Source organism: Akkermansiaceae bacterium, assembly GCA_024233115.1.
Classification (GTDB): Bacteria; Verrucomicrobiota; Verrucomicrobiia; order Verrucomicrobiales; family Akkermansiaceae; genus Oceaniferula.
Window position 1 is genome coordinate 891,832 of record JACKQB010000001.1, and the last position, 23,354, is coordinate 915,185.

General features: G+C 55.5%; 18 protein-coding genes. 12 read left to right on the top strand and 6 right to left on the bottom strand.

Features of this window, described 5'->3' with window-relative positions; translation table 11 throughout:
* Positions 1-15 precede the first annotated feature (15 nt).
* Positions 16-1,245, bottom strand: a complete 1,230-nt coding sequence (locus H7A51_03815; protein ID MCP5535344.1) for an aspartate kinase — start codon at positions 1,243-1,245, stop codon at positions 16-18.
* 180 nt (positions 1,246-1,425) lie between these two features.
* Between H7A51_03815 and H7A51_03820 the strand changes: the two genes are divergently transcribed.
* From H7A51_03820 to H7A51_03835, 4 genes are all read left to right on the top strand, one after another.
* Positions 1,426-3,201 (top strand): 2-oxoacid:acceptor oxidoreductase subunit alpha, encoded by a 1,776-nt coding sequence (locus H7A51_03820; protein MCP5535345.1) that lies wholly within the window; start codon positions 1,426-1,428, stop codon positions 3,199-3,201.
* Positions 3,202-3,245: 44 nt separating this feature from the next.
* Positions 3,246-4,145, top strand: coding sequence for a pyruvate ferredoxin oxidoreductase (locus H7A51_03825; protein MCP5535346.1), 900 nt, complete (start codon positions 3,246-3,248; stop codon positions 4,143-4,145).
* Between the two features lie 69 nt (positions 4,146-4,214).
* Positions 4,215-4,406, top strand: coding sequence for an O-acetylhomoserine aminocarboxypropyltransferase/cysteine synthase (locus H7A51_03830; GenBank protein MCP5535347.1), 192 nt, complete (start codon positions 4,215-4,217; stop codon positions 4,404-4,406).
* A gap of 99 nt (positions 4,407-4,505) precedes the next feature.
* Positions 4,506-4,937, top strand: a complete 432-nt coding sequence (locus H7A51_03835) for a hypothetical protein (protein ID MCP5535348.1) — start codon at positions 4,506-4,508, stop codon at positions 4,935-4,937.
* Here the strand turns inward: H7A51_03835 and H7A51_03840 are convergent.
* From H7A51_03840 to H7A51_03860, 5 genes are all read right to left on the bottom strand, one after another.
* Positions 4,915-6,183, bottom strand: a complete 1,269-nt coding sequence (locus H7A51_03840) for an LbtU family siderophore porin (protein ID MCP5535349.1) — start codon at positions 6,181-6,183, stop codon at positions 4,915-4,917. The genes H7A51_03835 and H7A51_03840 overlap by 23 nt on opposite strands.
* A gap of 120 nt (positions 6,184-6,303) precedes the next feature.
* A complete protein-coding gene (locus H7A51_03845) occupies positions 6,304-7,656 on the bottom strand; it encodes an MBL fold metallo-hydrolase (GenBank protein MCP5535350.1) in 1,353 nt (450 codons plus the stop codon).
* A gap of 36 nt (positions 7,657-7,692) precedes the next feature.
* A complete protein-coding gene (locus tag H7A51_03850) occupies positions 7,693-8,910 on the bottom strand; it encodes a bifunctional folylpolyglutamate synthase/dihydrofolate synthase (protein ID MCP5535351.1) in 1,218 nt (405 codons plus the stop codon).
* Positions 8,911-8,969: 59 nt separating this feature from the next.
* The gene (locus H7A51_03855; protein ID MCP5535352.1) at positions 8,970-9,800 is read right to left on the bottom strand and encodes an acetyl-CoA carboxylase carboxyltransferase subunit beta; all 831 of its coding nucleotides are present in this window, start codon (positions 9,798-9,800) and stop codon (positions 8,970-8,972) included.
* A 109-nt stretch (positions 9,801-9,909) separates the two neighbouring features.
* Positions 9,910-11,430: a proline--tRNA ligase gene (locus H7A51_03860; protein MCP5535353.1), complete on the bottom strand. Its 1,521-nt coding sequence runs from the start codon at positions 11,428-11,430 to the stop codon at positions 9,910-9,912.
* Positions 11,431-11,635: 205 nt separating this feature from the next.
* On the opposite strand from H7A51_03860, the gene H7A51_03865 reads away from it, so the two are divergent.
* From H7A51_03865 to H7A51_03900, 8 genes are all read left to right on the top strand, one after another.
* Complete coding sequence (locus tag H7A51_03865; protein MCP5535354.1) at positions 11,636-12,265, top strand: hypothetical protein; 630 nt, start codon at positions 11,636-11,638, stop codon at positions 12,263-12,265.
* Positions 12,266-12,358: 93 nt separating this feature from the next.
* Entirely contained in the window at positions 12,359-14,197 is a 1,839-nt protein-coding gene (pilM, locus tag H7A51_03870) for a type IV pilus assembly protein PilM (protein ID MCP5535355.1), read from the top strand.
* A gap of 72 nt (positions 14,198-14,269) precedes the next feature.
* Positions 14,270-15,346, top strand: a complete 1,077-nt coding sequence (locus H7A51_03875; protein ID MCP5535356.1) for a hypothetical protein — start codon at positions 14,270-14,272, stop codon at positions 15,344-15,346.
* A 59-nt stretch (positions 15,347-15,405) separates the two neighbouring features.
* Complete coding sequence (locus tag H7A51_03880; GenBank protein ID MCP5535357.1) at positions 15,406-16,455, top strand: hypothetical protein; 1,050 nt, start codon at positions 15,406-15,408, stop codon at positions 16,453-16,455.
* Positions 16,456-16,589: 134 nt separating this feature from the next.
* Positions 16,590-19,256 (top strand): type II and III secretion system protein, encoded by a 2,667-nt coding sequence (locus tag H7A51_03885; GenBank protein ID MCP5535358.1) that lies wholly within the window; start codon positions 16,590-16,592, stop codon positions 19,254-19,256.
* Positions 19,257-19,397: 141 nt separating this feature from the next.
* A complete protein-coding gene (coaE, locus tag H7A51_03890) occupies positions 19,398-20,042 on the top strand; it encodes a dephospho-CoA kinase (protein ID MCP5535359.1) in 645 nt (214 codons plus the stop codon).
* 91 nt (positions 20,043-20,133) lie between these two features.
* Positions 20,134-21,684 (top strand): transcription termination factor Rho, encoded by a 1,551-nt coding sequence (rho, locus tag H7A51_03895; GenBank protein ID MCP5535360.1) that lies wholly within the window; start codon positions 20,134-20,136, stop codon positions 21,682-21,684.
* Between the two features lie 31 nt (positions 21,685-21,715).
* Complete coding sequence (locus tag H7A51_03900; protein MCP5535361.1) at positions 21,716-23,326, top strand: hypothetical protein; 1,611 nt, start codon at positions 21,716-21,718, stop codon at positions 23,324-23,326.
* Positions 23,327-23,354 lie beyond the last annotated feature (28 nt).

Below are 23,354 nucleotides of genomic sequence, written 5' to 3' on the forward strand. Positions count from 1 at the left end.
GGGTAGTTGAAGAGCCTACGCCTCGGGTTTTTTATCCAGATTGAATGCCTCGTGTACTACGCGGGCGGCATCCTCGATTTCAGTTTCATCCACGGTGATGGAAATCTTGATCTCGGAGGTGGAAATCATACCGATGTTGATACCGGCCGCACCGAGAGCCTGGAACATCTTGGCGGCCACCCCGGAGTGCGAGCGCATACCGATGCCTACCGTGCTCAGTTTGGCGAGCGCGGCCTCGGTTTCGATGGTGGCATTCTCAGACAGCTGGCCGAGGACGGGTTTAAGCGCGGCCTGGGCACGACCAAGGTCGTTGGTGTGCATGGTGAACGAGTGACGTGCCATACCATCGCTGGCGATGTTGGAGACGATCATATCAATGTTAATCTCGGCATCGGCGAGGCAACCGAGGATTTTTCCTGAGTTGCCGGGGGTATCCGGGATGTCGGTGATGGTGACGCGGGCTTGGGAGCGCTCGATGGAGACTCCTCGGATGACTACTGCTTCCATGGCGGGATGTTCTTCGGTGACTAGGGTTCCTGGGTTGTCGTTGAGGCTGGAACAGACCTCGAAAACAACACCGTATTTTTTGGCGAATTCGACAGAGCGTGATTGCATGACCTTGGTTCCTGATGAGGCCATTTCCAGCATTTCGTCGTAGGAGATTTCCGGGAGTTTGCGGGCATTGGCGACGATGCGCGGATCGCAGGTGTAGACGCCATCGACATCCGTTAGGATCTGGCAGACGTCGGCTTTGAGTGAGGCCGCCACGGCGATGGCACTGAGGTCTGAGCCACCACGACCCAGGGTGTGGATCAAGCCATCGTGGGTGATGCCTTGGAATCCTGCGACGATGACCACTTTGCCCTCGGCAAGATAGCCTTGGACGACAGTGGGGTCGATGGCGTCGATCCGTCCCCGCGTGTGGCTGCCAACGGTGCGGATACCGGCCTGGCGGCCAGTGGCGGAGACTGCGTCGACGTCCATGTCGTGCAGGGCAATGGCGAGCAGGGCGATGGATTGCTGCTCACCGCTGGAGAGGAGGACATCGAGTTCCCGTTCGGGAGGGTTGGCATTGAGCTCGGTGGCCATGCCGATGAGTTTGTCGGTGACCCCGCCCATGGCGGATACCACCGCGACAACCTGGTTGCCTTGATCGCGAACACGCTTGATGCGCGCCGCGACGTTGCGGATGCGGTCGAGGCTGCCGACGGAGGTGCCTCCGTATTTTTGAACAATCAGTGCCATGTCATGAACCCGGGATTCTGCTTCCAGGGGCGCGCAGCATAGCGATGCAGCCTGGTGCGTCAAGCCCGGTGAACGTCAGGAGGGAGGGTTTTTTATGAAGGAAACATTTTTCCTCTAATTCTCTTTTTACTTCCGAAATCCGCTGTTCCTGCTATTGCGATGCCGATCCTAATAATCTTCATGGCTAATTCAACCGCTTCTGCTACGCCGGACACGCTTAAAAATGCTGTCATTCGTCTCGCTGGGTACTCTCAAGATGGTATCCAGTCCGTAGGTGCCTTCCTGGCCCAACTCGCTGGTTCGACCGCTAGTGAGGTCATGACATATATGACCATTCCGGCGACTATTTCAGGTGGGGCTTCCATTTTCCAAGTCCACCTTGGCTCCGGGGAAGTGCTTCATCCAGGCGACCAGGCGGATATGCTGGTTGCCTTCTATCAGGATTCCTATGACAACCATCTCGACTCGCTGAGAACCGGTGGAATCTGCATCTACGATAGCGACCAGGTGGAGAAAGTGCTGGATGAGCGTGGGATTACTCATATCGGTGTGCCATTCACCTCAGCGACGATTGAAGCGCTCGGTGGCTCGGCCAAAAACCGGGGGAAGAATATTTTTGTGTTAGGGATGCTTTGTGCCATTTACGAACTTGATCGTGAAAAGATGAGTGCCATCATCGCGAAGAAGTTTGGCGGAAAATCGGAGGGGGTGCTGCGCAATGCGATGATCGCCTTTGACACCGGTTACGCATGGCCGATCCAGAGCATCCAGCACATGCCGATGGCCCCCGGTGAAAGCAAGGGCAAGAAGCGTATTTCAGCGGATGGAAACACGATGCTCGCCTTGGGGCTGATTGCAGGAGGTTGCCGCTATGGTGCCGCCTATCCGATCACTCCTTGGACCAGTATCATGGAACTTCTCCGCTCCGAGTTTCCTAAGTATGGCGGCTCGTTTATCCAGTGTGAGGATGAGCTCGCCGCAGTGTGTATGGCGATCGGGATGTCCTATGCCGGTCATCTGGCAGTGACAGGATCATCCGGTCCGGGGCTGGCCCTTAAGTCCGAGGCCCTCGGCTATGCATCCATGGCTGAAATTCCCCTGGTGGTTGTCAACGTGCAGCGCGGCGGACCGTCAACCGGCCTGCCCACATCCGTCGAACAGTCCGACCTGATGCAGGCAATCTACGGCTCCCATGGTGATGCGCCACGTGTGGTGCTTGCGCCCAGGAGTGTGAAGGATTGTTTTTACACCGCGGTGCGGGCTTGCCAGATTGCCAAGGAGTATTCGACACCGGTCATCATCCTTTCGGACCAGGCGATAGCGACTCGTATCGAAGCATTTACCGAGCCTGATCTTGATAAATGGTGGGTGGATTACGAGCTGGACCAGTCAGAAAAAGGGCCTGAGTTCAAACCGTATCCCCTGGAAAAAATGACCCGTCACTCGCCTCCGGGATCTCCGTCTACCGAAGGTAAGTATCCGGTGGTGACCGGGCTTGAACACGACGAGTGGGGTCATCCATCTGGAAACCCCAAAAATCACGCCGCGATGACTGCGAAGCGCCGCGAGAAACTCATCAAGCTTTCGCATTCGCTGCCGGCCCCGTCTTTCCACGGCGACTACGAGGGTGACCTGCTCTTTGTCGGCTGGGGATCGACCTACGGTCCGGTCAAGGAGGCTACCCAGGCGCTTCGCGATAAAGGATACAAGATTGGCTGCATGCATATTCACAACCTCCATCCGCTCCGTGCCGGGCTCGGTGACATTTTTGGTCGTTACCGTCATGTGTTGGTGCCTGAGATGAATGACTCGGGGGTTTACGGATATGGTCAGTTGGCGACGCTGCTACGAGCGAAGTTGTGTGACCCACGTATCCAATCGTTCAACAAAACCGAGGGGCTCGGTTTCCGTGTCGTTGAGCTTGTTGATGAAGCTGAAAAAATCCTCGCCGTCTAACGAACTTCCCATTTTCCATTATCCACTTTTAATTCTCCATTATCATGTCCTCTCCCGCACCCGCCGAAAAACTTACCAAGAAGCAGCTCAAGGCCGACAAGCCGACCTGGTGTCCAGGTTGTGGCGATTTCTCCGTGCTTGCCTCGTTTTTTAATATCGTTCAAAAGCTGGAAATCCCCCACGAGAAAATCGTTTGTGTTTCCGGTATCGGATGTTCGTCCCGCTTTCCATATTTCGTCAATTCGCACGGTATCCACTTTATCCATGGTCGCGCGCTTCCGCTGGCGACGGGTATTTCGCTATCCCGACCGGACCTGCATGTGTTTGTGTTTGGTGGCGATGGCGACGGCTACTCGATTGGCGGCAACCACCTGACGCACGCGGCGCGAAAAAATGTCAATCTATCGTATGTGGTGATGGATAACCAGGTGTATGGTTTGACGAAAAACCAGACCAGCCCGACGACTCCTATCGGTCGCAAATCGAAGACCGACCCACGTGGTGCGATCGACCGTCCAATCAATCCCATGGCTCAGCTCGTGGCCAGTGGTGCTACCTTTATTGCCCGCACCCATACCACCCAGATCAAGCACATGGACGAAATGTTCGAGCGTGCGATCCTGCACCCTGGTTTTGCTGTGGTAGAAACACTCTCTGAATGCTCCATGTTCTACCCCGGTGCTTTTGACGCCGGTAATCCGCGTAAGGGTGGCCGGTTTGAGCTGGTGGACGAGCAGTCCCGCAATATGGAATCGACGGCTGAGGCCATGACCCTGGCGGAAGAAACTGAGACGGATTTTCCCGGAAAATTTGGCGTCTATCTTGAGTGCAAGAGACCCACCAAAAACGACCTTGAACGTGCTTGGATCGACGATGAACGTGCCCGGGTGGGTGATACCTCGGACCGTGACCTGATGCGTGAGCGTTTTGACGCGATGCGTTAGAGCTGGGTTGACAAGTTCACGTTGTCTCCGTTTACAGCGGCGCGGGTGCTGACGTTAACGGAGCTTTGCATGCCCCTGGTCAACGTCGGTGACGCCAAGAGTCTCGCGATTCATCCCGCCACAACCACCCACAGTCAGCTTACCGAAGAACAGCAGCCTGGCGGTGGTATCACGCCGGGCCTGATTCGACTCAGTGTGAGGATCGAGAACATCGAGGACATTATCGCCGGCCTCGAGCAGGCACTTGCGTGTGTTTCGTAATGACTCCAAATAATACAATCAGCTGTCGGCATCATGGGGCAGCCCGCGGCGGCAGTTACCGTGACGTGGATACCTTGACAGGAGAGATATAATGGTACCATGAAAAAATATCTCGCTCTCGTCTCCACGCTCTTTTGCTTGGCATCCACCCAGCCATGTTGGGCGGGTGGATCGGTTTCTTTTGCGGATGATGTCAAACCTCTGCTCGATCAACAACCTGCTCTGAAAAAACTCATCCTCGACACGTTTGAAGTGTCTAACATCGGGGTGGGAGTGCGTCTGGGCCGACATTTCACCGAACTCGGTGGTGCCCGGATCGCGCCTTATGAATTTGAGGCTACGTCCAAGGTCAGCGGTAAGAAATTTCTTCTAACCATTCATTGTAAAACCGTGTTTGTCCTGGCCAACGGCAAGGAAGCCGGGGAAGATGAAATATTTTCTGCCACAGAGACAAGGCAGACATTCACCCACTTTTCCGTGGCTCCGGTTCCTGTGAGTGGGGTGGGGGTTAGAAAAACACCTTGCCGCTGATGATGAAGGTGTGGGTGTCCACGCCGGGGTCGGAAACCCGGGAGATCATGATCAGTGGTACAAAGGCGCGGTTGTAGACATACTCGGCGCTGATGGAGAAGTTCGGTGTGACCCACAGCTCCATACCGGCGGCGAGTTGTTCGAGCTCGTGGAAAGCATCATCTTCGTAACCTTGTTGGCCACGACCGTAGGCGACGGAAAAACGGGTCGGCTTGCTCCACAGTTCGGTGTCATAGGCAGCTTGCAGCGTAAGAGCCTGCACGGACCGGCCGGTGGCGGGCCAGGCGCGCTCCGTCTGGGTGTATTCGGCCATAAACGACCAGCGGTCTTTCTTGGCTTCCACCCAGAAATCGTAGGCGCCGTTGCGGTCGCGCATGGTGAGCGGGTCAGGCGAGACGCCGGGATGATTGGCGGCATCGCTGTCATAGATGGTGCTGTTCAGGTAACCGGCGCCTACGGAGATATCCCAGTCGCAGACATTGAAGTTGCGCTGCGCGCTGAGGGCGAAGTTCCCAAAGGAGCCGTCGCTGGTGGAATCGGCGACGCGTAGCTGGCGATTTCCGTCGATCGCCGTGAAGGTCAGATGCCAGTCCTTGGTGAGATAGCCGAATTCAGCGGCCAGGTCGTCGGTATCGGTACGATAGTAGTGGTTGGTGACGGTGTGCGTGGTCGGGTTATACGCCTGCATGTTACCGAAATTGACCGTCTTGCGACCGACGGATAGATAGAAGGGGGTCTTCTTCAGGTTGCCGATGGTGATCGACGCTTCACGGAGTTGTTTGTCGTCCTGATGGGGGAATTCCAACTCGGTATAGATGCCGCCGAGGTAGATGGAGACCCAGTCGTTAGCCGCGTAGGTGAGTGAAAGGTTGATGTTGTCGATAATACTCTCATCGGCGGATTTTCCCGTCGTATGCTGATCGGGAAAGCGGCCTAAGATAGGAAACTTGCCTGCCGTGTCCGTGCGCTCGTTGTAGTGCGAAAACGACAGATGGCCGGATAGGTAGAGCTTGCCTGTTTGCAACTCCCCGTTGGCAAAGGCATTCAGCTGATAGGCGGCACGATCGGTTACCCCGCGTTGCAGCGACAGGACGTGTTTGGAGTATTCCAGATTGGTGTCGAGAAAGAAATCCTCCGGGAAAATGGAGTCAGACCATGGTTCGGAGGTGGGGACGGTTTGAGCTGAAATGGGGACGGCCGTATAGGAAAAAACAGCTGCGAGCGCGATGAGTGTGTTCTGTTTCATGGAAGCTTGCTGATGATGGGATCAAAACAAGTCTATTAAACTAAATTTAAAATTCAAGGATATTAAATAATCAACATCCCGTGGTGAGTAATATGCCTCCATGAATAGGGGGCTGTGACCCTATAACTCATATTTCATCCCCGGTTTCGGGATGATGACTTCAGACTCCGGGAGCTTCTCCTTGAGTTGCTCGGCAAACCAATCGGTGGCGGCGATGTCGCCGTGGACCAGCAGGGTTTTCTTCGGTTTCACCCGCAGGATGTAGGCCAGCAGGTCATCACGGGTGGCGTGGCCGGAGAAGTCAAAAATATGCATCGGGCAGTTGAACTGCACGGGTGGCTGTTCGGAATCGAGGTCGATCAAGTCGCCCAGGTCACCTGCACGGATGTGGCCGGCGGGGGAGTCGGGGTCGGCGTAGCCGACAAAGAGCAGCGCGTTTCTCGGGTTGTTGATAAACCCTCTGGCGAAATTGTTAGAAACGGTTTTTTCCGTCATCATGCCGCTGGAAAGCGCGTAGATGGCGCCGGGTTGATAGGTGATGGGCACACGCTTGCGGCGGCGGCCTCCGGTTTTGACCTCCATATCCTCAAGAATACGGAAGCCGGGCTGGTTGCGCGGTGTGGAGTCGGCAAAGTCATCAAAGATGAGGGTCATCTTGGTACTCAGACCGCCGATGTAAACAGGGGCATCGGGAATGCGACCCTCGCCTTTGAAGCGGTGGATCATCGTCATCACCTCCTGGGTTTTACCCATGGCAAAAACCGGGATCAGGACAGAGCCGCCACCTTGGAGGCATTGGTTGATGGATTCGGCAAAGCGGTTTTCTTCCTCCGTGCGGTCATAGCCTGCATCACGTGGTGAAGCGCCGCGGGTGGTTTCGATGATCAGCACATCGATGTCATCCTCCGGGAGGTTGGCACCAGGGATCAAGGTCTGGTTTTCAAACTGGACATCCCCCGTATAGAAAACACGTTGGTCCATGGTTTCTAACATAACACCTGCGGAGCCGAGGATGTGGCCGGCGTCGTGGAAGGTGGCACGCACTTTTTCGCCGATCTGGAAAGGTCGCTCGTAGCCGAAGGTGCGCCAGCGTTTTTCGTAACGGTCCAGCTCGCGGTGCCCGTAAAACGGGTAATCGGTGATGCCGAGTTCGATGCGTTTGCTCTCCATCACATTGACGGAGTTGTGTAGCAGGGCATCGACCAGTTTGGCGGTGGCCGGGGTCATGAAAACCTCGGCATCCGGGTGGTCGCGCATCAGCACGGGGAGCGAGCCTGAGTGGTCGAGGTGGGAGTGGGTGACGAAAATGGAGTCGATGCTGTTAGGCTGGAGCTCGTGGTGGGCGGGAAGGGAATCGAGCCCCTCCTCTTTCGGGTGCATACCGGAATCGAGGATGATGCGCTCGCCGCCGAGTTCGACCAGATAGGAATTGGAGCCGATCTCGTTGCGGCGGAGTAGTGATTGGAATTGCATATTTTTTGACAGAATTTACAGAATGGACAGAATTTGTTACTGGCTGCTGGAGCGGGTGGCGGTGTTTGAAAGGATGGCCTTGGCCTGTCCTATCAGAAAAATAGAGCCGCAGATGAGGGTGGGGGAGGTGGCGATGGTTGACAGGGCCGAATCCAAATTCCGGTGCAGGGTGTGAGGCGTGCTTTCAGGGAGGGCTGCCGCCAGTTCGTCGATGCTCAGGGAGCGGGGTGAGTTGATCGGGGTAAGGTGGATGTGCCCGGCGATGGGGGCAAGGATGGCGAGAGTCTGGTCGGTGTTTTTACCCTCCACGGCACCAAAAATGATCGTGGCCTTTTGATCGGGGTATTGTTCTTTCCAAGTAGCTGCCAGCGCATCAGCCGCGTGCGGGTTATGCGCAGCATCGAGAATGATTTGGTATTTGGAGCTTGGTATTTGGAGCTTTTCAAACCGCCCCGGCCAGCTGACCTTGCTCAGGGCGCTGCGGACGATGTCTGAGTTCAGCGGCAGACCGATCTGGTGGGCGGCGGCGACAGCCAGCGCTGCGTTGTCGCGTTGATGCGGACCAGGGAGGTTGATGCCGTATCCTGTTAGAGGGTTGGTGATAAACTCGATGGGGGAGATCAGTTCGTTGGCGTATTGCTCGATTGTGCGGTGGGCCGCGGCTTCCTGTCGACTGCTGATCACGGGTTTGCCGGCCACGATGATACCCGCTTTTTCACCGGCGACTTCGGCCAGTGTGTTTCCCAGCCACTGTGAGTGATCCATCGCAATCGGTGTGATCACAGCGAGGTCGGCAGGCACTGCGGTGGTGGCATCGAGCCGCCCGCCCATACCCGTTTCCAGCACGATGAGGTCACAGTTTTGCTCCCTGAAATACCGCATGCCCACGGCGAGGGTGAGTTCAAAAAAAGTGGGGTGGTGCTCCCAACCGGAGACATGTTGGCGGAGTTCCGTGAGGTAGCGGGCCGTCGTTTGCTCACTGATCTCGATGCCATTGACACGGACACGCTCGCGGTAATCGATCAGGTGGGGGGAGGTGAATAACCCGCACTTCGTGCCGCTGGCTCGGGCCAGGGCGTCGATCATGGCGCAGGTCGAGCCCTTGCCGTTGGTCCCGGCTACGTGGATCACTTTTGTTCCCGGCTTGGGAAACGAGAGCGTCTCACGAAGTAGCCGGCGTGGCTGGACCAGCCCCAGTTTAATCCCGAACTGCTGGGTGGAGTAGAGCCAATCGATCGCCTCAGAATAGGTCATTATGCACAAGATGGATAAGCATCCAGTGACTGAATACTGAATACTGGAAACTGAATACTCTACGAAAGCATGTATCCTAACAGCTGGGAGAGTTTGGCCCGCAACTTGCGACGAGGGACGATGCCATCGACCAGTCCGTGTTCGACCATGAACTCAGCGGTCTGGAAGCCAGGAGGAAGGTCCTGGTGGGTGGTTTCCTTGACCACGCGGGGGCCGGCGAAGCCGATCATACACTTGGGCTCGGCGAGGTTGATATCGCCGATGGTGGCAAAGGAAGCGGTGACCCCCCCCGTGGTCGGGTGGGTCATCAGGGAAATGTAGGGTAGCCCGGCTTCGGAGTGGCGTGCCAGCGCGGCACAGGTCTTGGCCATCTGCATGAGTGACAGCATTCCTTCCTGCATGCGGGCGCCGGAGGAGGCGGACACGATGATGACACCACGCCGTTCGCGGGTGGCCTGCTCCACGGCGCGGGTGATTTTCTCACCGACAACCGAACCCATCGAGCCGGCAAAAAACCTGAAGTCCATGACCGCGATCATGGCTGGTTTTCCTTCGATTGTTAGAGAGCCGGTGACCACGGCATCGTTGAGTTTGGTTTTTTCCCGGAGCATGGCGACCTTGTCTTCATACTTGTCAAAGCCGAGAGGATTCTTTGAAAAGAGTCCGGCGTCGATTTCCTGGAAGCTGCCTGGGTCGGCGACCATTTCGATCCGCTCACGAGAGCCGATCAAAAAATGGTGGTCACACTTGGGGCAGACATTGAGGTTCTGCTTCAGGTCGAGCGCGTGAATCATTTCATCGCAATCGCTGCACTTGGTCCAGAGATCGTCAGGCATGTTATCGCGCTTATCGACCTTGCCCCTGAGTTTTGGTTTATTGAAGATGCCCATGTCGGTGAAGTTTCAAATACCAAATACCAAATACCAAGCAAGAAATGTCGATACCGGATATTTAACGCAATTTTAGATTGGGTATTTGGGGTTTGGTATTTGGGGTTTATTAATAACTGCGACCCCAGATGGCGCGCGCGGAGGTGGGCTGGGCCGTGAGGAAACAGGGTGCGGGATCTCCGTCCTGCTGGTCGATGGGCAGGCAGCGGATGGTGATTTTGTGTTTTTTGGAGAGTTCCTCCTCTTGTGCCCGGCTACCGGCCCAAGGGGTGATGAGCCAGCCTGGTGACTCCTGGGTCCAGTGTTGGTCGAAGCTTTCGGCGTCTTCACAACGGATGATATTGCTGTCGCGCAGCTCGGTGGCGCGGGTGAGCAGGGTGGTGTGGATCTCATGCAGGATTCCGGAGGCATTACGGATGAAGTCCTCCTTGGGCATGAAATGTTTTTCCATGGGACCCTGGTCGCGGCGTTGCAGGCAGACCTTGCCGGACTCGAGATCGCGGGGGCCGATTTCAATACGGACGGGTGTTCCTTTTTTGACCCACTCCCATTTTTTAATACCGCCACCGAGGTCGCGGGTATCGACGCGGACGCGCAACGGCTGGCCTGCGTAGGAGCATTCGCGGCGAAGGATCTCGGCGAGGGCGTTGCAGGCATCGACGATTGCCTCGCGGCTTTCCTCTTTCGGGGTGACCGGCACGATGACGATCTGCGCGGGTGCGACACGTGGCGGCAGCACCAGGCCATCATCGTCGGCATGCGCCATGATCAGGGTGCCGATGAGGCGGGTGGAGACTCCCCATGAGGTGGTGTGGGCAAGTTGCTGGCTGCCATCACGTCCCGTGAAACTGATGTCCTGGGCCTGGGAGAAATTGGTTCCCAGGTAGTGTGAAGTACCGGCCTGGATGGCCTTTTTATCCTGCACCATGGCCTCAACGGTTAGAGTCATGTCGGCACCGGGGAAGCGTTCGGCTTCGGTCTTCTCACCGGGAACCACGGGGATGGCGAGGTGGTCGCGAAGGAACTCCTCGTAGAGCCGGTGGATGGTGCGGGTTTCCTCGATCGCCTCCTCCTTGGTCTCGTGCGCGGTGTGTCCTTCCTGCCAGAGGAACTCTGCGGTGCGGAGGAAGAGACGGGGGCGCATTTCCCAACGCATCACATTGGCCCACTGGTTGATCAGCAGTGGCAGGTCACGATAGGATTCCACCCAACGTGAGAAGGCGGCGCCGATGATCGTCTCGGACGTTGGCCGGATCACGTAGGGCTCGGCGAGCTTGCCGGTGGGTACCATTTTTGTTTTGCCATCCTCTCCCTTGGTCGCTTCCAGCCGGTGATGGGTGACCACGGCGCACTCGGTGGCAAAGCCCTCGGCGTGCTCGGCTTCCTTTTCCAGGTAGGCAAGGGGAATCAACAGCGGGAAGTAGGCGTTTTCGTGCCCGGTCGCTTTGAAGCGCGTATCGAGCTGTTGCTGGATGAGTTCCCAGATACCGTAACCCCACGGTTTGATGACCATGCAACCGCGGGTCTCGGAGTTTTCCGCCAGGTCGGCAGCGCGGACGACTTGTTGATACCACTCGGGGAAGTCGTCTGCACGGGTAGGTTGGATCGCTGTTTGTTGAGGCTTTGCCATGTCGGCGCTTTACAAACCATAGTCGCAGGGAATTCACAAGCGCGATGTGTGTGATCCTTGTCGTTGGCTTTTACATTATCAAGACTTGTGGGGAAATCCAATGAAGTCACAATGGATACACGTAAAAAAAAGCACCATCTTTCATCCTTTCTGCTGGTCAAACCACGTTTGGATTTCATAGCGTAAATGAAAGCTCGATAATCTTATGAAAAACACATTCCCTACACGTCTTTTCAGCGCCCTTATTGTGACGGTTTTTTCACTGACTCAATTGGCATCCGCCCAAACCTACAAGATTGACCTGGATAAACCCAAGTTTGACGATCTTCCCTCACCGGAGGTTGGTGGCAATACCGGTAAGAAAAACTTCAAACCCAAGGATTGGTTAGAAGTGGAAGTGAAGTTCAAAGTCATCTCTAGCAACAGGGAGGACAAGTTCGTCGACCGGGTCACCGTCAAGTGGTATGTCGCCGCCAAGGTGACCGAAGGAGGCAGCACCAAGGCCCGTGTGCTTGAAAAAGAAGTGAATTACGTCAACGTTCCCGTCGGTGAGGATATTTTTGTATCCGTTTACCTGTCTCCCTCGGCGGTCAAGCGTATCAGTGGCAGTGACAATGCAGGCAAGAGTGTGGTCGAGGGGGTTGGCGGCGAGATCCGGGTCAACGGGTCCGAAGCCTACAAAGGCTCCGGGTTTTTCTCCACGGAATCAAAAAGCAAAGGCAAGTGGTGGGACAGCATGTCCCGCTACAACAAAATCCCCCTCCGCAACAAAAACGAAACACCCTTCAAGTTTCTCTGGTGGGATCGCTATGCTGAAATCGAAGAACGCGACTAAAGATAGGGCTTGTTTAACATCTCTATCCCGTTAAACCCGTCTGAAACCACCCGCCCGCTCAATCAATCAATTAATTTTTTCTCAACAATTATCATGGCAGATGCACAGGCTACCGTTGCGCTGAATATAGGATCTCAGCGCATCTCCATGGGGGTGTTTGAACCCTCGAAAAGTGGAGGACTCATCCTCAAGAAATACGACTCGACCTCCATACTCGCGGATCCCGCCGCGGAAATGGCACGCCTTCCCCAGATCAGGGTGGCTATCTCCGAGTTGGCAGACAAATTGAAAATAGGCAAGGCCACGAAGGTGCGCTACGCGATTTCAGGGCAGTCTGTGTTCACCCGTTTTATCAAGCTGCCTCCGATCGAGGACGACAACATCGAGCAGCTGGTCACCTTCGAGGCCCAGCAGCATGTGCCGTTCCCGATCGATGAGGTCATCTGGGACTGGCAGCTCCTTGAAAGCGGCACCGGCGAGAAAGAAGTCGCCCTGGTGGCGATCAAGGGGGACGCTCTCAACGACATGAACGATGTCGTTCTTGAGGCGGGTCTCGGCACCGCCGAGGTGGACGCATCGCCGATGGCTCTTTATAATGCCCTGAAGTATAACTACCCTGAACTTGAGGAAACAACCTTGCTCATCGATATCGGGGCCAAGACCTGCAACCTGATCTACCTCGAAGGCAGCCGCATGTTCACCCGCAGCGTGGCCGTGGGTGGCGCATCCATCACAACCGCCATCGCCAAGGAATACGGCGTTAATTTCTCCGAGGCCGAATCCCAGAAGTGCAGCAATGGCATGGTGGCGCTCAACACCGCGCACACCTCCCAGCTCGATGAAGCCACCGCTGCGCTGGCGACGGTGATCCGCAATGCACTCGGCAAACTGCCCGCCGAGATTGCCCGGACCACCAATTATTTCCGCAGCCAGCACGGTGGCAAGGCACCCAAGCAGGTCCTCCTTGCCGGTGGTGGAGCCAACCTTCCGCACATTGCCGATTTCTTCCAAGAGAAGCTGCGGTTGCCGATCGAGTTTTTTAACCCGCTGAAACGCGTTTCCGTAGGAAAAGGGGTCGATGTCGATAAAATCGCCGCCGAAGCCCACCTGCTCGGTGAGCTGGTGGGTCTGGGGTTGCGAGGTGTCGGCAAGGCTCCCTTGGAGATTGATCTCGTGCCCGACGTTGTCTCCCGCGAGCGTGATGTCGAGCGACGCAAGCCATGGCTGATGGCGGCTTCCGGGGTCCTCCTGGCCGGTCTGGCACTCTGGGCCTGGTCGAACATGTCCCGCAAGGGTGAGGCGGAAAAGCAGGTGAAGGATCTCCAGCAAGAAGTCGAGGAGCGCAGTAAATACGACCGACCACTCAAGGCGCTCGCCATCCAGGAAGCACAGCTTGACGCGCTGTCGTCCCAGCTGGTCAATGCCCAGAGTGCCCGCGTACTCTGGGTGGATGTCTGGGATGACCTGGCTCTCCACTTTGCCAGCGATGTTGTCTGGCTTGTCGATTTCGACCCGGTGGTTGGCTTTAAATCCAGTGAGGTGACCGAGGGAAGTGTTGGCACTGCCCAGTCTGTGATCACCAGTGACTTCAGTGGCGTCGAATATGGCAACTCCGCGCTGGCCAAGATTGCCCGCCCCGCTCCTGCCCCGGTTGGAAAAGGCAAGCGCCCGGGCCCCGCGCCCAAGGAGCCGATGGTCAATGCCATCAAGATCAAGGGGTTCTGGCGGGGCGACAATGGTTACCGCGAGGTCACCAAGCTGATCGACCGCCTGCGTGACGGCTCCAAGTTCTTTGCGGTGCTGCCGACGGAAAAAACGATCATCTCGTTGCCCAAGGCTCTCGAAGAGGGCTCATACGCGGCTCCATTCGAGCTTATCCTCCCGTTGAAGCAAGCCGTCCCGGCGCCATCCAATGGCTCGCCCGCCCGTTAATCAGAGCTGGAACAACAGACGCCAGACACCATCACTTTCGAGACTAATCACGCTACTTACTAAGATACGACCATGAGTTGGATTCAGGAAAATAAATTTGTCGCCGGACTCGCCGGAGTCACTGCCGTTCTCGGTGGAGCCATCCTCTACTTCGGGAACTCCCAGGGAAATGCCTACGATGACGAGATGCTCAATTTCGAGGATTTGAAAAACCAGCATTCCCAGCTGGTCAAGGCCAAACCCTACCCCGATGCACAGAACCTCAAGGCCCGCCAAGACGGAATCAAGGAATACGAGGGGGTGATCGCCGATGTGCGTAAAATCCTCGTCGGCTACCAACCCGGTAAACTCGCCGACCTTAGCCCCCAGCAGTTCAGCGATGCGCAGGTGAAAATGCAGGCCGAACTCCGGGCCGCCTTCGGTGCGGCTGAGACGGAACTGCCCGAAAAGTGCGGTTTTGGTTTCGAGAAATACGACAAGAGACAAGCCAGTGCCTCGGCAACCGCCCGGTTGAACTTCCAGCTCGGGGCGATGCAGTGGCTGCTTGGCAAACTCGCCGAAACCAAACCCCAGGCGTTGCTCACTATCCGCCGCGAAGACCTCGATGTTGAAAAGGGCGTTGTAGCACCGCCCCAGCCGGCTCGTGGAGGACGTGGCGGCAGGAACAGGAACCAAGCCCAGGCCCCCGTCGACAACCAACCCTTTGTGCTGATGCCCATTGAGCTGGCATTCACAACCAGCGAGGCATCATTACGTGATTTCCTCAAGGAAATGGCCAACTCCAAGCAGTATTACTACGCCATCCGTGCAATCCGCATCCGCAACGAGAAACAGAATCCTCCTACCATCAAGGATGCCAATTTCCCAGCGGGTGGAGGCAGTGGAGGTGGTGGTGGTCTGGCGACTCCGGACGATCCCTTTGGTGGTATTGCCCTGCCGGATGACGGCGAGGACGCCGGTACGGAGGGCGAGGAAAAGGCACCCGAGCCGGTCCCGGTCCCCAAGCCGGCAGCCAATGGTGAACGCATCCTCAAGCAGGTCCTTGGTAGCGAAAAGCTCAACGTCTATATCAGTCTGGACATCCTCCTCATCAAAGGGGATGGTGCCCCCAAGGCCGAGCCTCCGGCATCAACCTCTAACGAAGGCTAACAGATCGATCAATACGGTTTTGCACACACTCACTCATTTTCAATCACTTCACTAACAACATGTCCTGGATATCAGATAATTTCGAAAAAGCAGCCCTTGGCGGCGCGGTTATTGTGACCCTTGCCCTCGGTGCCGTTGTTTACAAAAACAAGGGTGATCTTGCCGAGGCGTTTACGAAGGACGCCCCCAAGCCCAACAAGAGTACCGGCGTCCCCGGCCTGAAAGGCATGATTGCCGTCAAGGGTTCGCTGGGTGCTGTCCACGAGGTGCACCAAGCCGACGTCGACGGCCGTAAAGTCGATCTCTTTACCGGGGTTTCATTGTTCTCCAAGAAAGATGACCCCAAGAATCCCGTCGATCTGCTGAAGAGCGATCCTGTGCACCCGGGCATCGATAACACCTGGTGGCTGAAAAATGGCATCGACCCCGGCTACAGTGACTCGCCAGAACGAGACCCCGATAAAGACGGGTTCACGAACCGCGAGGAGTTTGTGGCAGGGACGGATCCGAATGAATTCAAAAATTTTCCTGAACCGGTCGTTAAGCTGAATGTTGTGAGTGTGAGCGCGACTCAGGTTCATGTTAAACCGCAGGACTACGGTGCTGGGAACTTCAAGTTCAAACTGCAGAACAAATTTGAAGGGGATTTAAACAAAATGCCGAATCTGGCAAAACCCATACAAGCTGGAGACAATATCGTGTTTGAGAAGGATTTGATGAAGAACCGCTTTAAATTCAACAAAGTTGTCGAGACGGAGGTTGATAAAAATGGATTCAAGCAAAAGGTCAAGTGGTGGGAAATCGAGGATCTTAAACCTAACAAGCAAGGTGACACGTATCTGTTCGACAGACGGGGAGCGCTGAAAGGACATGAGGATCGCAAGGTCGGTATCATGGACAGTACCGTCAAGCTGGCTCTCCAGGCTCTTGGCCAGGGAGGCAACCCGTTTGAAGTCGAGGAAAACACGCCGTTTTCCCTGCCCTTCGACCCCAAGGCCGCCGAGAAACCATACCTTCTCAAGAGTGTCGATCTTGATGCCAAAAAGGTGGAGGTGGAATACACCGCCAAGGACGGCACCAAAAAACTCCACGTCATGCCGTTCAAATAACAAGCCTGCTTTCGCGCTTTGTTCCATGGCCTGTTATGAATACACTATGTAAATATTCCGCATCCTATTGAAAATAATCAGAAAAAACGCTTCACAAACCCCTCTCAAATCGCCAGAAATTACACACATCTATTATGGAAACCACACCTACGCACCTACACAAACAAGACGCAGGTCGATCTGCTGACAGTTTTGTCAGTCGTCCGATAAGCAAAAAGGCCGCCGTCCTCATGGCTGTCGCTGCTGCTATGCCTGTCGCCGTTAATGTCGCCCACGCCGGTGGATACGTTGGGGGCGGAACATCAAGCATCGCTCAGAAAGAGATTGCTCGACGTGCCGCACTCGTCGTCGAGGCCGACAAGGCCCTCGTAGCCGGACGCGCTGCTTTTGCTAAAAACGACTTCGAAGAAGCCGTTAAGCAATACCAGACCGCGTTGAGCCTACTGCCTCCCGGCCCGTCGCTCGCTGACCGCCGTCACTCCTACACAGGTCACCTCGGTGATGCTTCCGTTTCACTTGCCCAGCAGTATCGCCGCAACGGTCGATATGCTGAAGCCCGCACGCTCTTGGAAGGTGTCCTGCTCCAGGACCCTGCCAATTTCGCTGCCAAGAAACAGCTCGAGTATCTTGACGATCCCATCCGCACCAACCCGGCGCTGACCTACGAGCACACCCAGAATGTTGACCGTGTCCGTAAGCACCTCTACATGGGTGAGGGATATTACAACCTCGGTAAATACGATGAAGCCGACCTTGAGTTCAAGAAGGTCCTTCAGATTGACAAGTATAACAAGGCAGCCCGTCGCTGGCTCGAGAAAGTAGCTGCGACCAAGTCAGATTACTACCGCGCTGCCTACGACCATACCCGCGCCGAACTTCTCAAGGAAGTGGACAAGGCCTGGGAAATGGCGGTGCCACCTGAGCTTCCTGTTTTCGGAGGCGGCGAAACCACGGCTACCGCAGCCACCGGTGTCCAGTACCTGCAACAGAAGTTGAACAACATCATCATCCCGTTGGTGGATTTCGACAACACCACGGTCCAGGAAGCTCTTGACTTCCTTCGTCTCCGTGCGCGTGAAATCGACCCCGAGCCCGATGAAAACCGCAAGGGTCTGAACTTCATCATCCGCAAGCCTGGTGTGTCCGGTGCCCCTGCCGGTGATGCCGGTGCCGCGCTTGATGCTGATGCCGCTGTTGGTGGCGGTAACATCGAAGGCCTGCGTATCGACGAACTCAAGCTTCGCAATGTGCCTCTGGGCACAGTGTTGCAGTATATCTGCGACAAGACCCGCCTTCGCTACAAGCTCGACGAGCACTCTGTGATTCTGTTGCCTCTCGAGGCACTGGAAGTGAACGACCTCTACACCCGCACCTTTGTGGTTCCGCCTGACTTCATCGCCAAGCTGACTGAAGGTGGTGGCAGCAAGGCAGCTGATGATGATGATCCTTTCGGTGGCGGCGGTGGCGGCGGCGGTGCTGACACGCTCAAAAAGCGTCTCTCTGCCAAGGAACTGCTGCTCAACAACGGTGTCAGTTTCCCAGACAAGGCATTCGCCAACTACATTGCAGCTACCAGCACCCTGGTCGTGCATAACACCCTGGGCAATCTCGACATCATCGAGCAAATCATCGAAGCTCTCCGTAAGGGAGGTCCCCGTCAGGTCCGTATCATGACCAAATTCATCGAGGTCTCCCAGGAGAATACCGATGAACTGGGATTCGACTGGATTATCTCACCATTCGGTCTCAATGGAAATAGTTCATACATAGGTGGAGGTACCGTGGGTAATGGTTCGCCACGCTATGGTTCCGACTATATTAGCCCGGTGGCCTTCACCCAGGTTCCCGGTGTGCCCGCTGGTTCTACCGAGACTGTCTCGAACACCTCGACCGCAGGTCTTCGCAGTGGTGACTACGCAACAACGCGCAACAGCATTGATGCCATCCTCAATAACCCGACCCGCACAGCCCAGTCCGGTAGCGTGGCCCCTGGTATCCTCTCACTTACCGGTCTGTTTACAGACGGTCAGGTGCAGATGATCATGCGCGGCCTGGCCCAGAAAAAGGGCACTGATGTGATGACCGCTCCCAGCGTTCTCGCACGAAGTGGCGAGAAGGCAACGATTGAGGTTATCCGCGAGTTTATCTACCCAACCGAATACGAACCACCGGAACTGCCCAACAGCGTTGGCTCCGGTCAGGGTGGTGCAGGTATCGGCGGTGGCCAGGGTGCTTCCATCTTCCCGGTAACCCCTGCTACTCCTACGGCGTTCGAAACCCGTAACACAGGTGTCACCCTCGAGATCGAGCCCGTTATTGGTGAAAACAACTACACCATCGACCTCCGCTTTGCTCCTGAGCTTGTTGAGTTCGAAGGATTCATCAACTACGGCTCACCGATTCAGAGCCCCGCATCCGATGCGCTTGGTAACCCGATCCAGATCACCATTACGGAAAACCGGATTGAAATGCCAGTGTTCTCGGTGCGCCGCGTGACAACCGCGTTGACCATCTATGATGGCTACACCGTGGCTGTTGGTGGTATGATGCGTGAAGATGTGCAGAATGTGCAGGACAAGGTGCCCATTCTTGGTGACCTGCCACTGATCGGACGTCTGTTCCAGACCAAGGCAGAAAACCACATCAAGAGCAACCTGATCATCTTTGTGACGGCTGAAATCATCGATGCGGCCGGTGCCCGGATCAACCAGCCAACCAGCCCCGCAGCCGGTGCCGGTGGTACAGTTCCAACATCACCGGTTCCAACGGGTGGTGGTGTGCTGCCACCTCTTCCGGAGTAGGTTTCCAAACAATCCATCAAACCCCGACGGCTTTCGAGCGGTCGGGGTTTTTCTTTAATCTCCACAGTCACGCCCGCCCCGTTTTTTGACAGGGTTCCGGCTTGTGAATCATCCTGAAGTATCGGATGCTGCTTTCGGCTTATGGAATCCAGACTCACCATCATTGGCTTGACAGGTGGTATTGCCACCGGAAAGTCAACTTGTTGCCGGATCATCAGCAACCTGTATCCTGATACGGTGGTGTTTGATGCGGATGCCTCTGTCAGGGCGCTATACTCAGTTCCCGAGGTCATGGAGCAGCTGGAGCGGCATTTCGGGCCATTACCTAAAAATGCCGACGGTGAGATCGATAAAACCTTTTTGCGCTGGGCCGCGTTTTCCCATCCCGGTGATAAAAAATTTCTAGAGGATGTTTTTCACCCCAGGGTCAGAAAGGAATGTCTTGCATTATTGGAGGAAACAGCTAGAAATGCGTTGTCGCGCCTCTTTGTTGCGGATATCCCTCTCCTGTTTGAGAGCGGATTCGATTTTGGCCAGTCGGCCAATTTACTGGTAGCCACCAGTAGGGAAACCCAAATTGACCGACTCAAAAAACGCAACGCATGGGACGACGACACCGTGGAAGCTGTGCTAGCATCACAGATGCCCATCGAGGCCAAGCTCACCTTGGCTGATGTGGTGTTCTGGAATGAAGGTCCAGAGGAAATACTGAACTGCCAGTGTCGCCGTTTCCTGCAATCGATCCACTGCGTATCATCAAAAAACCCGACGCGCAGCGAAGATTGACGGCATGGGTAACCATGCGTTTTTCCATGCTCACAACACTCTCCCTTTCCATTTCCCTTTCTATTTTTCAAACCCGTATATCCATTTCCCTATGAACGAAGAAACCGCCACCAACCAGCCCGCCACCGAGCCTGTCATACCTGATGAGGTAAAGGTCGTTGCAAAGGATGTTGCATCCAAAGACGCCACCCCAGCAACTGGCACATCCGGTGTTGCTGAAGTGACCGATGGTCCTGAAATCGATCCTCCTCGACCCGGGCAGGCTGGGGAAGCCGGTGATGAAGTGGAACCAGCTCAAGAAATTGTATCCGGCGAGGCAAAGAATGCGGAGCCGGAACCCCGCCCTAAGCCGGTTCTGCCCCCCTTGCCAGAATTGCCGGAAGCTATCTGCATCAATGAATACCGCGAAAAACCACTCTCTGAGATCTATACGATGCTGGAAGCTTTGCCGGTGAAGATTCCCGCCAAGGCATCCAAAAGCCAGCTTATTTTTGATCTGGTCAGTTTCTACGCCAAGGAAGGCGTCATTGTCGAGGGGGAGGGGGTCCTGGAGCAAGCCAAGGATAACTACGCCATGCTGCGCGATCCGGCCAAGAGCTTTAAAACCTCTCCCGATGACCTCTATGTAAGCGGCCATCTCATCCGCGATCACGGTCTCGTCGTTGGCCAGAAAATCAAGGTCACCCTCCGTGCCCCCAAGGGGAGGGACAAGTATATTTCCGCCAGTGAGGTGTTAGAGGTGGAGGGGATGCCCGTCGATACCTATCAGAAACCGAAAGGGTTTGATCACTTGACAGCCATGTTCCCCGACCAGCGAATTATCCTTGAAAACAAGGAAACGGGAATGTCTCCGCGTGTGTTAGATCTGGTGGCGCCGCTCGGTAAAGGACAGCGCGGCCTGATCGTCGCTCCCCCACGCGGTGGCAAAACCATCATGCTCAAGCAGATCGCCAAGTCGATCCAGCTCAACCACCCCGAGGTGGAGCTGATTATCCTCCTGCTCGATGAGCGGCCTGAGGAAGTAACCGATTTTGAGGAAACGGTGGACGCTGAAGTCTTCAGCTCTACCTTCGATGAAGCGGCCAAGCGTCATGCCCAGGTGTCCGATCTGGTGATGGAGCGTGCCAAACGCCTGGTCGAGCTTGGTAAGGATGTGGTGCTTCTCCTGGATAGCCTGACCCGGCTTGCCCGGGGCCATAATAACGCCCAGCGTAGTGGTCCGATCGGCTCCGGTGGCCTCAGTCCCGTGGCCTTGCAGCAGAGTCGTAAATTCTTTGGTGCCGCCAGAAACTGCGAGGAAGGTGGCAGTCTGACCATTCTCGCTACAGCCCTTGTCGAGACCGAAAGCAAGATGGACGATGTGATTTTCGAAGAGTTCAAAGGCACTGGCAACATGGAGGTCAGGCTGGATCGGGAGCTTGCCGAACAGCGGATTTACCCGGCCATTCATATACCACAGAGCGGAACGCGTAATGATGACCGTCTCTATCACCCCGATGAAATGGCCAAGGTACTCGAAATCCGGCGACAGCTGGCCTCGCTGCCGATCGGTGAAGCCATCGAGACCTTGCTTAAAAACCTTTCCAGGACGACCACCAACGCAGAGTTGCTGCTGTCAGGCTTGACGATTGGACGCAAATAGCGTGGCCAAACCGGGGTTATATGGCGATTCCATGGAAAACCGGTTGGCTGGGGCGCCTTTTTTGGGGCCAAACAATAGCCTAAAAAAGACGCAATACGGGCTTTTCTTCTTGAAAGCGCAGAGCCATAGCTTAAATACCAGTAGTCACACACCTACCACGATGATTAAAAAACTTATAATTGTATACGCTTTATCGTTGTTCTCCGCGCAAGCCGGGATCGCTGTCCACATGATTGAAGACAAATATTGTCTACAAACCGGGGCGAAGGATACAAGTTTCGTTGGTGGGCAGTTGTTTTTCGAGATCAACGATGGGTATTATGTAACCAACCCGGACCCGTTGATTCCGCCGGATGCTTTGGTGCTTGAAGGTGACCTTGATGGCGACGGGATTACAGATGCTTTTCAGGTGCTCTCGCTGATCAGCGTTTTTAATACCACGGAATTGGCCCCTTATCAGAAGGACCGGGTGAGGCTGATCAGTGCGCCTGTATCGGAACTGCCTCGTCCGCTGGTGGGATTCACCGATTATAGTTTCTCGGTGCAGTGGGATTATGACAACCTCCAGTCATTGCAGGAATACACCTTGGCCGGTTACAGGGCCTCGCGGGTATTTGATGCCACTAGCGCAGGGCGTAAACAAATGGACAGGATGGTCGTACCCGGCTCCTATACCCTGGAGCTGCCAGTCTATAACGGACACCCTGCGTCGCGACACTACAGAGGGGTGAATATTACGTCGATACCTGAAATCTACCCCGGACGGGATCAGGCGGCGTTACCACAGGGTTTCCGATTTACCAATGCATTCAATGCCAATGGAATGATCGAAATCGACCCGAGGGTGGCGGTCGATTTGACCTGGGAAGGAATCACAGCCACAACCATTCTGCCCACGGATCGAGTGGGTATCAGCTTCTTTAATACCCAGAGACCCCTCGCCAACCGTGTCACTGGAACCGAAGTTTTGGACCCGGTCCTCATTCAAGGTGTAGGTTTCCCGTTCCCAACTATTTACCTTGCAGCTAATAAATACAGTGGTGTCTACAGAATCCCTCCCTCCATCCTGACACCGGTTGACTTGAGTGTGCCAACGACGGTCTTTGCTGAAATTAGAATTGAGAGGGGTGATTTTAACCAGTCACCCTACCCGGCAGGTTATTTGGCTACCCGGTCATTACAGGTGCAGCTTCAGTTGGTTGATACCTATGCGGGCTTTGCGCTTGCCTTGTCCCGGTTCGATCCAGGTGAGGATAGGTCGCCCAATGCTGATCCCGACGGTGATGGTTTCAGTAATCTCATTGAATTTGCCATGGGGAGTGACCCCTCTGATGTCGCTTCAACTCCGGATGTGACACCTGCTAACATCGGTGCTACGCCGGGTGTGTTTGAAGTGACCCCATTGGGAGACGGCAGGTGTAATGTTTCACTTACCAAGCGTCCCAATGTGGGCACTGGGCTGACCTACTACATCGAGCACTCCGAGGACATGGTGAATTGGACCCGCATCCCAACCGGCGGTAATGCCAATTGGGTCGAGAACATCAACGATGCTACAACGCTCGAGGTGACAAGTGTCGCCCCCATCGTCCCTGGTGTCGCTCCAGGTTGCTACTTCCGCGTTGCCGTCGAATTGAACTGACCTTCAAGGCTTCGCAGCACTTTACAAT

Bases quoted from the DNA above. Each gene is read 5' to 3' on its own strand.
- H7A51_03815 (MCP5535344.1), bottom strand. From the start codon at position 1,245: ATGGCACTGATTGTTCAAAAATACGGAGGCACCTCCGTCGGCAGCCTC.
- H7A51_03820 (MCP5535345.1), top strand. From the start codon at position 1,426: ATGGCTAATTCAACCGCTTCTGCTACGCCGGACACGCTTAAAAATGCT.
- H7A51_03825 (MCP5535346.1), top strand. From the start codon at position 3,246: ATGTCCTCTCCCGCACCCGCCGAAAAACTTACCAAGAAGCAGCTCAAG.
- H7A51_03830 (MCP5535347.1), top strand. From the start codon at position 4,215: ATGCCCCTGGTCAACGTCGGTGACGCCAAGAGTCTCGCGATTCATCCC.
- H7A51_03835 (MCP5535348.1), top strand. From the start codon at position 4,506: ATGAAAAAATATCTCGCTCTCGTCTCCACGCTCTTTTGCTTGGCATCC.
- H7A51_03840 (MCP5535349.1), bottom strand. From the start codon at position 6,183: ATGAAACAGAACACACTCATCGCGCTCGCAGCTGTTTTTTCCTATACG.
- H7A51_03845 (MCP5535350.1), bottom strand. From the start codon at position 7,656: ATGCAATTCCAATCACTACTCCGCCGCAACGAGATCGGCTCCAATTCC.
- H7A51_03850 (MCP5535351.1), bottom strand. From the start codon at position 8,910: ATGACCTATTCTGAGGCGATCGATTGGCTCTACTCCACCCAGCAGTTC.
- H7A51_03855 (MCP5535352.1), bottom strand. From the start codon at position 9,800: ATGGGCATCTTCAATAAACCAAAACTCAGGGGCAAGGTCGATAAGCGC.
- H7A51_03860 (MCP5535353.1), bottom strand. From the start codon at position 11,430: ATGGCAAAGCCTCAACAAACAGCGATCCAACCTACCCGTGCAGACGAC.
- H7A51_03865 (MCP5535354.1), top strand. From the start codon at position 11,636: ATGAAAAACACATTCCCTACACGTCTTTTCAGCGCCCTTATTGTGACG.
- pilM (MCP5535355.1), top strand. From the start codon at position 12,359: ATGGCAGATGCACAGGCTACCGTTGCGCTGAATATAGGATCTCAGCGC.
- H7A51_03875 (MCP5535356.1), top strand. From the start codon at position 14,270: ATGAGTTGGATTCAGGAAAATAAATTTGTCGCCGGACTCGCCGGAGTC.
- H7A51_03880 (MCP5535357.1), top strand. From the start codon at position 15,406: ATGTCCTGGATATCAGATAATTTCGAAAAAGCAGCCCTTGGCGGCGCG.
- H7A51_03885 (MCP5535358.1), top strand. From the start codon at position 16,590: ATGGAAACCACACCTACGCACCTACACAAACAAGACGCAGGTCGATCT.
- coaE (MCP5535359.1), top strand. From the start codon at position 19,398: ATGGAATCCAGACTCACCATCATTGGCTTGACAGGTGGTATTGCCACC.
- rho (MCP5535360.1), top strand. From the start codon at position 20,134: ATGAACGAAGAAACCGCCACCAACCAGCCCGCCACCGAGCCTGTCATA.
- H7A51_03900 (MCP5535361.1), top strand. From the start codon at position 21,716: ATGGAAAACCGGTTGGCTGGGGCGCCTTTTTTGGGGCCAAACAATAGC.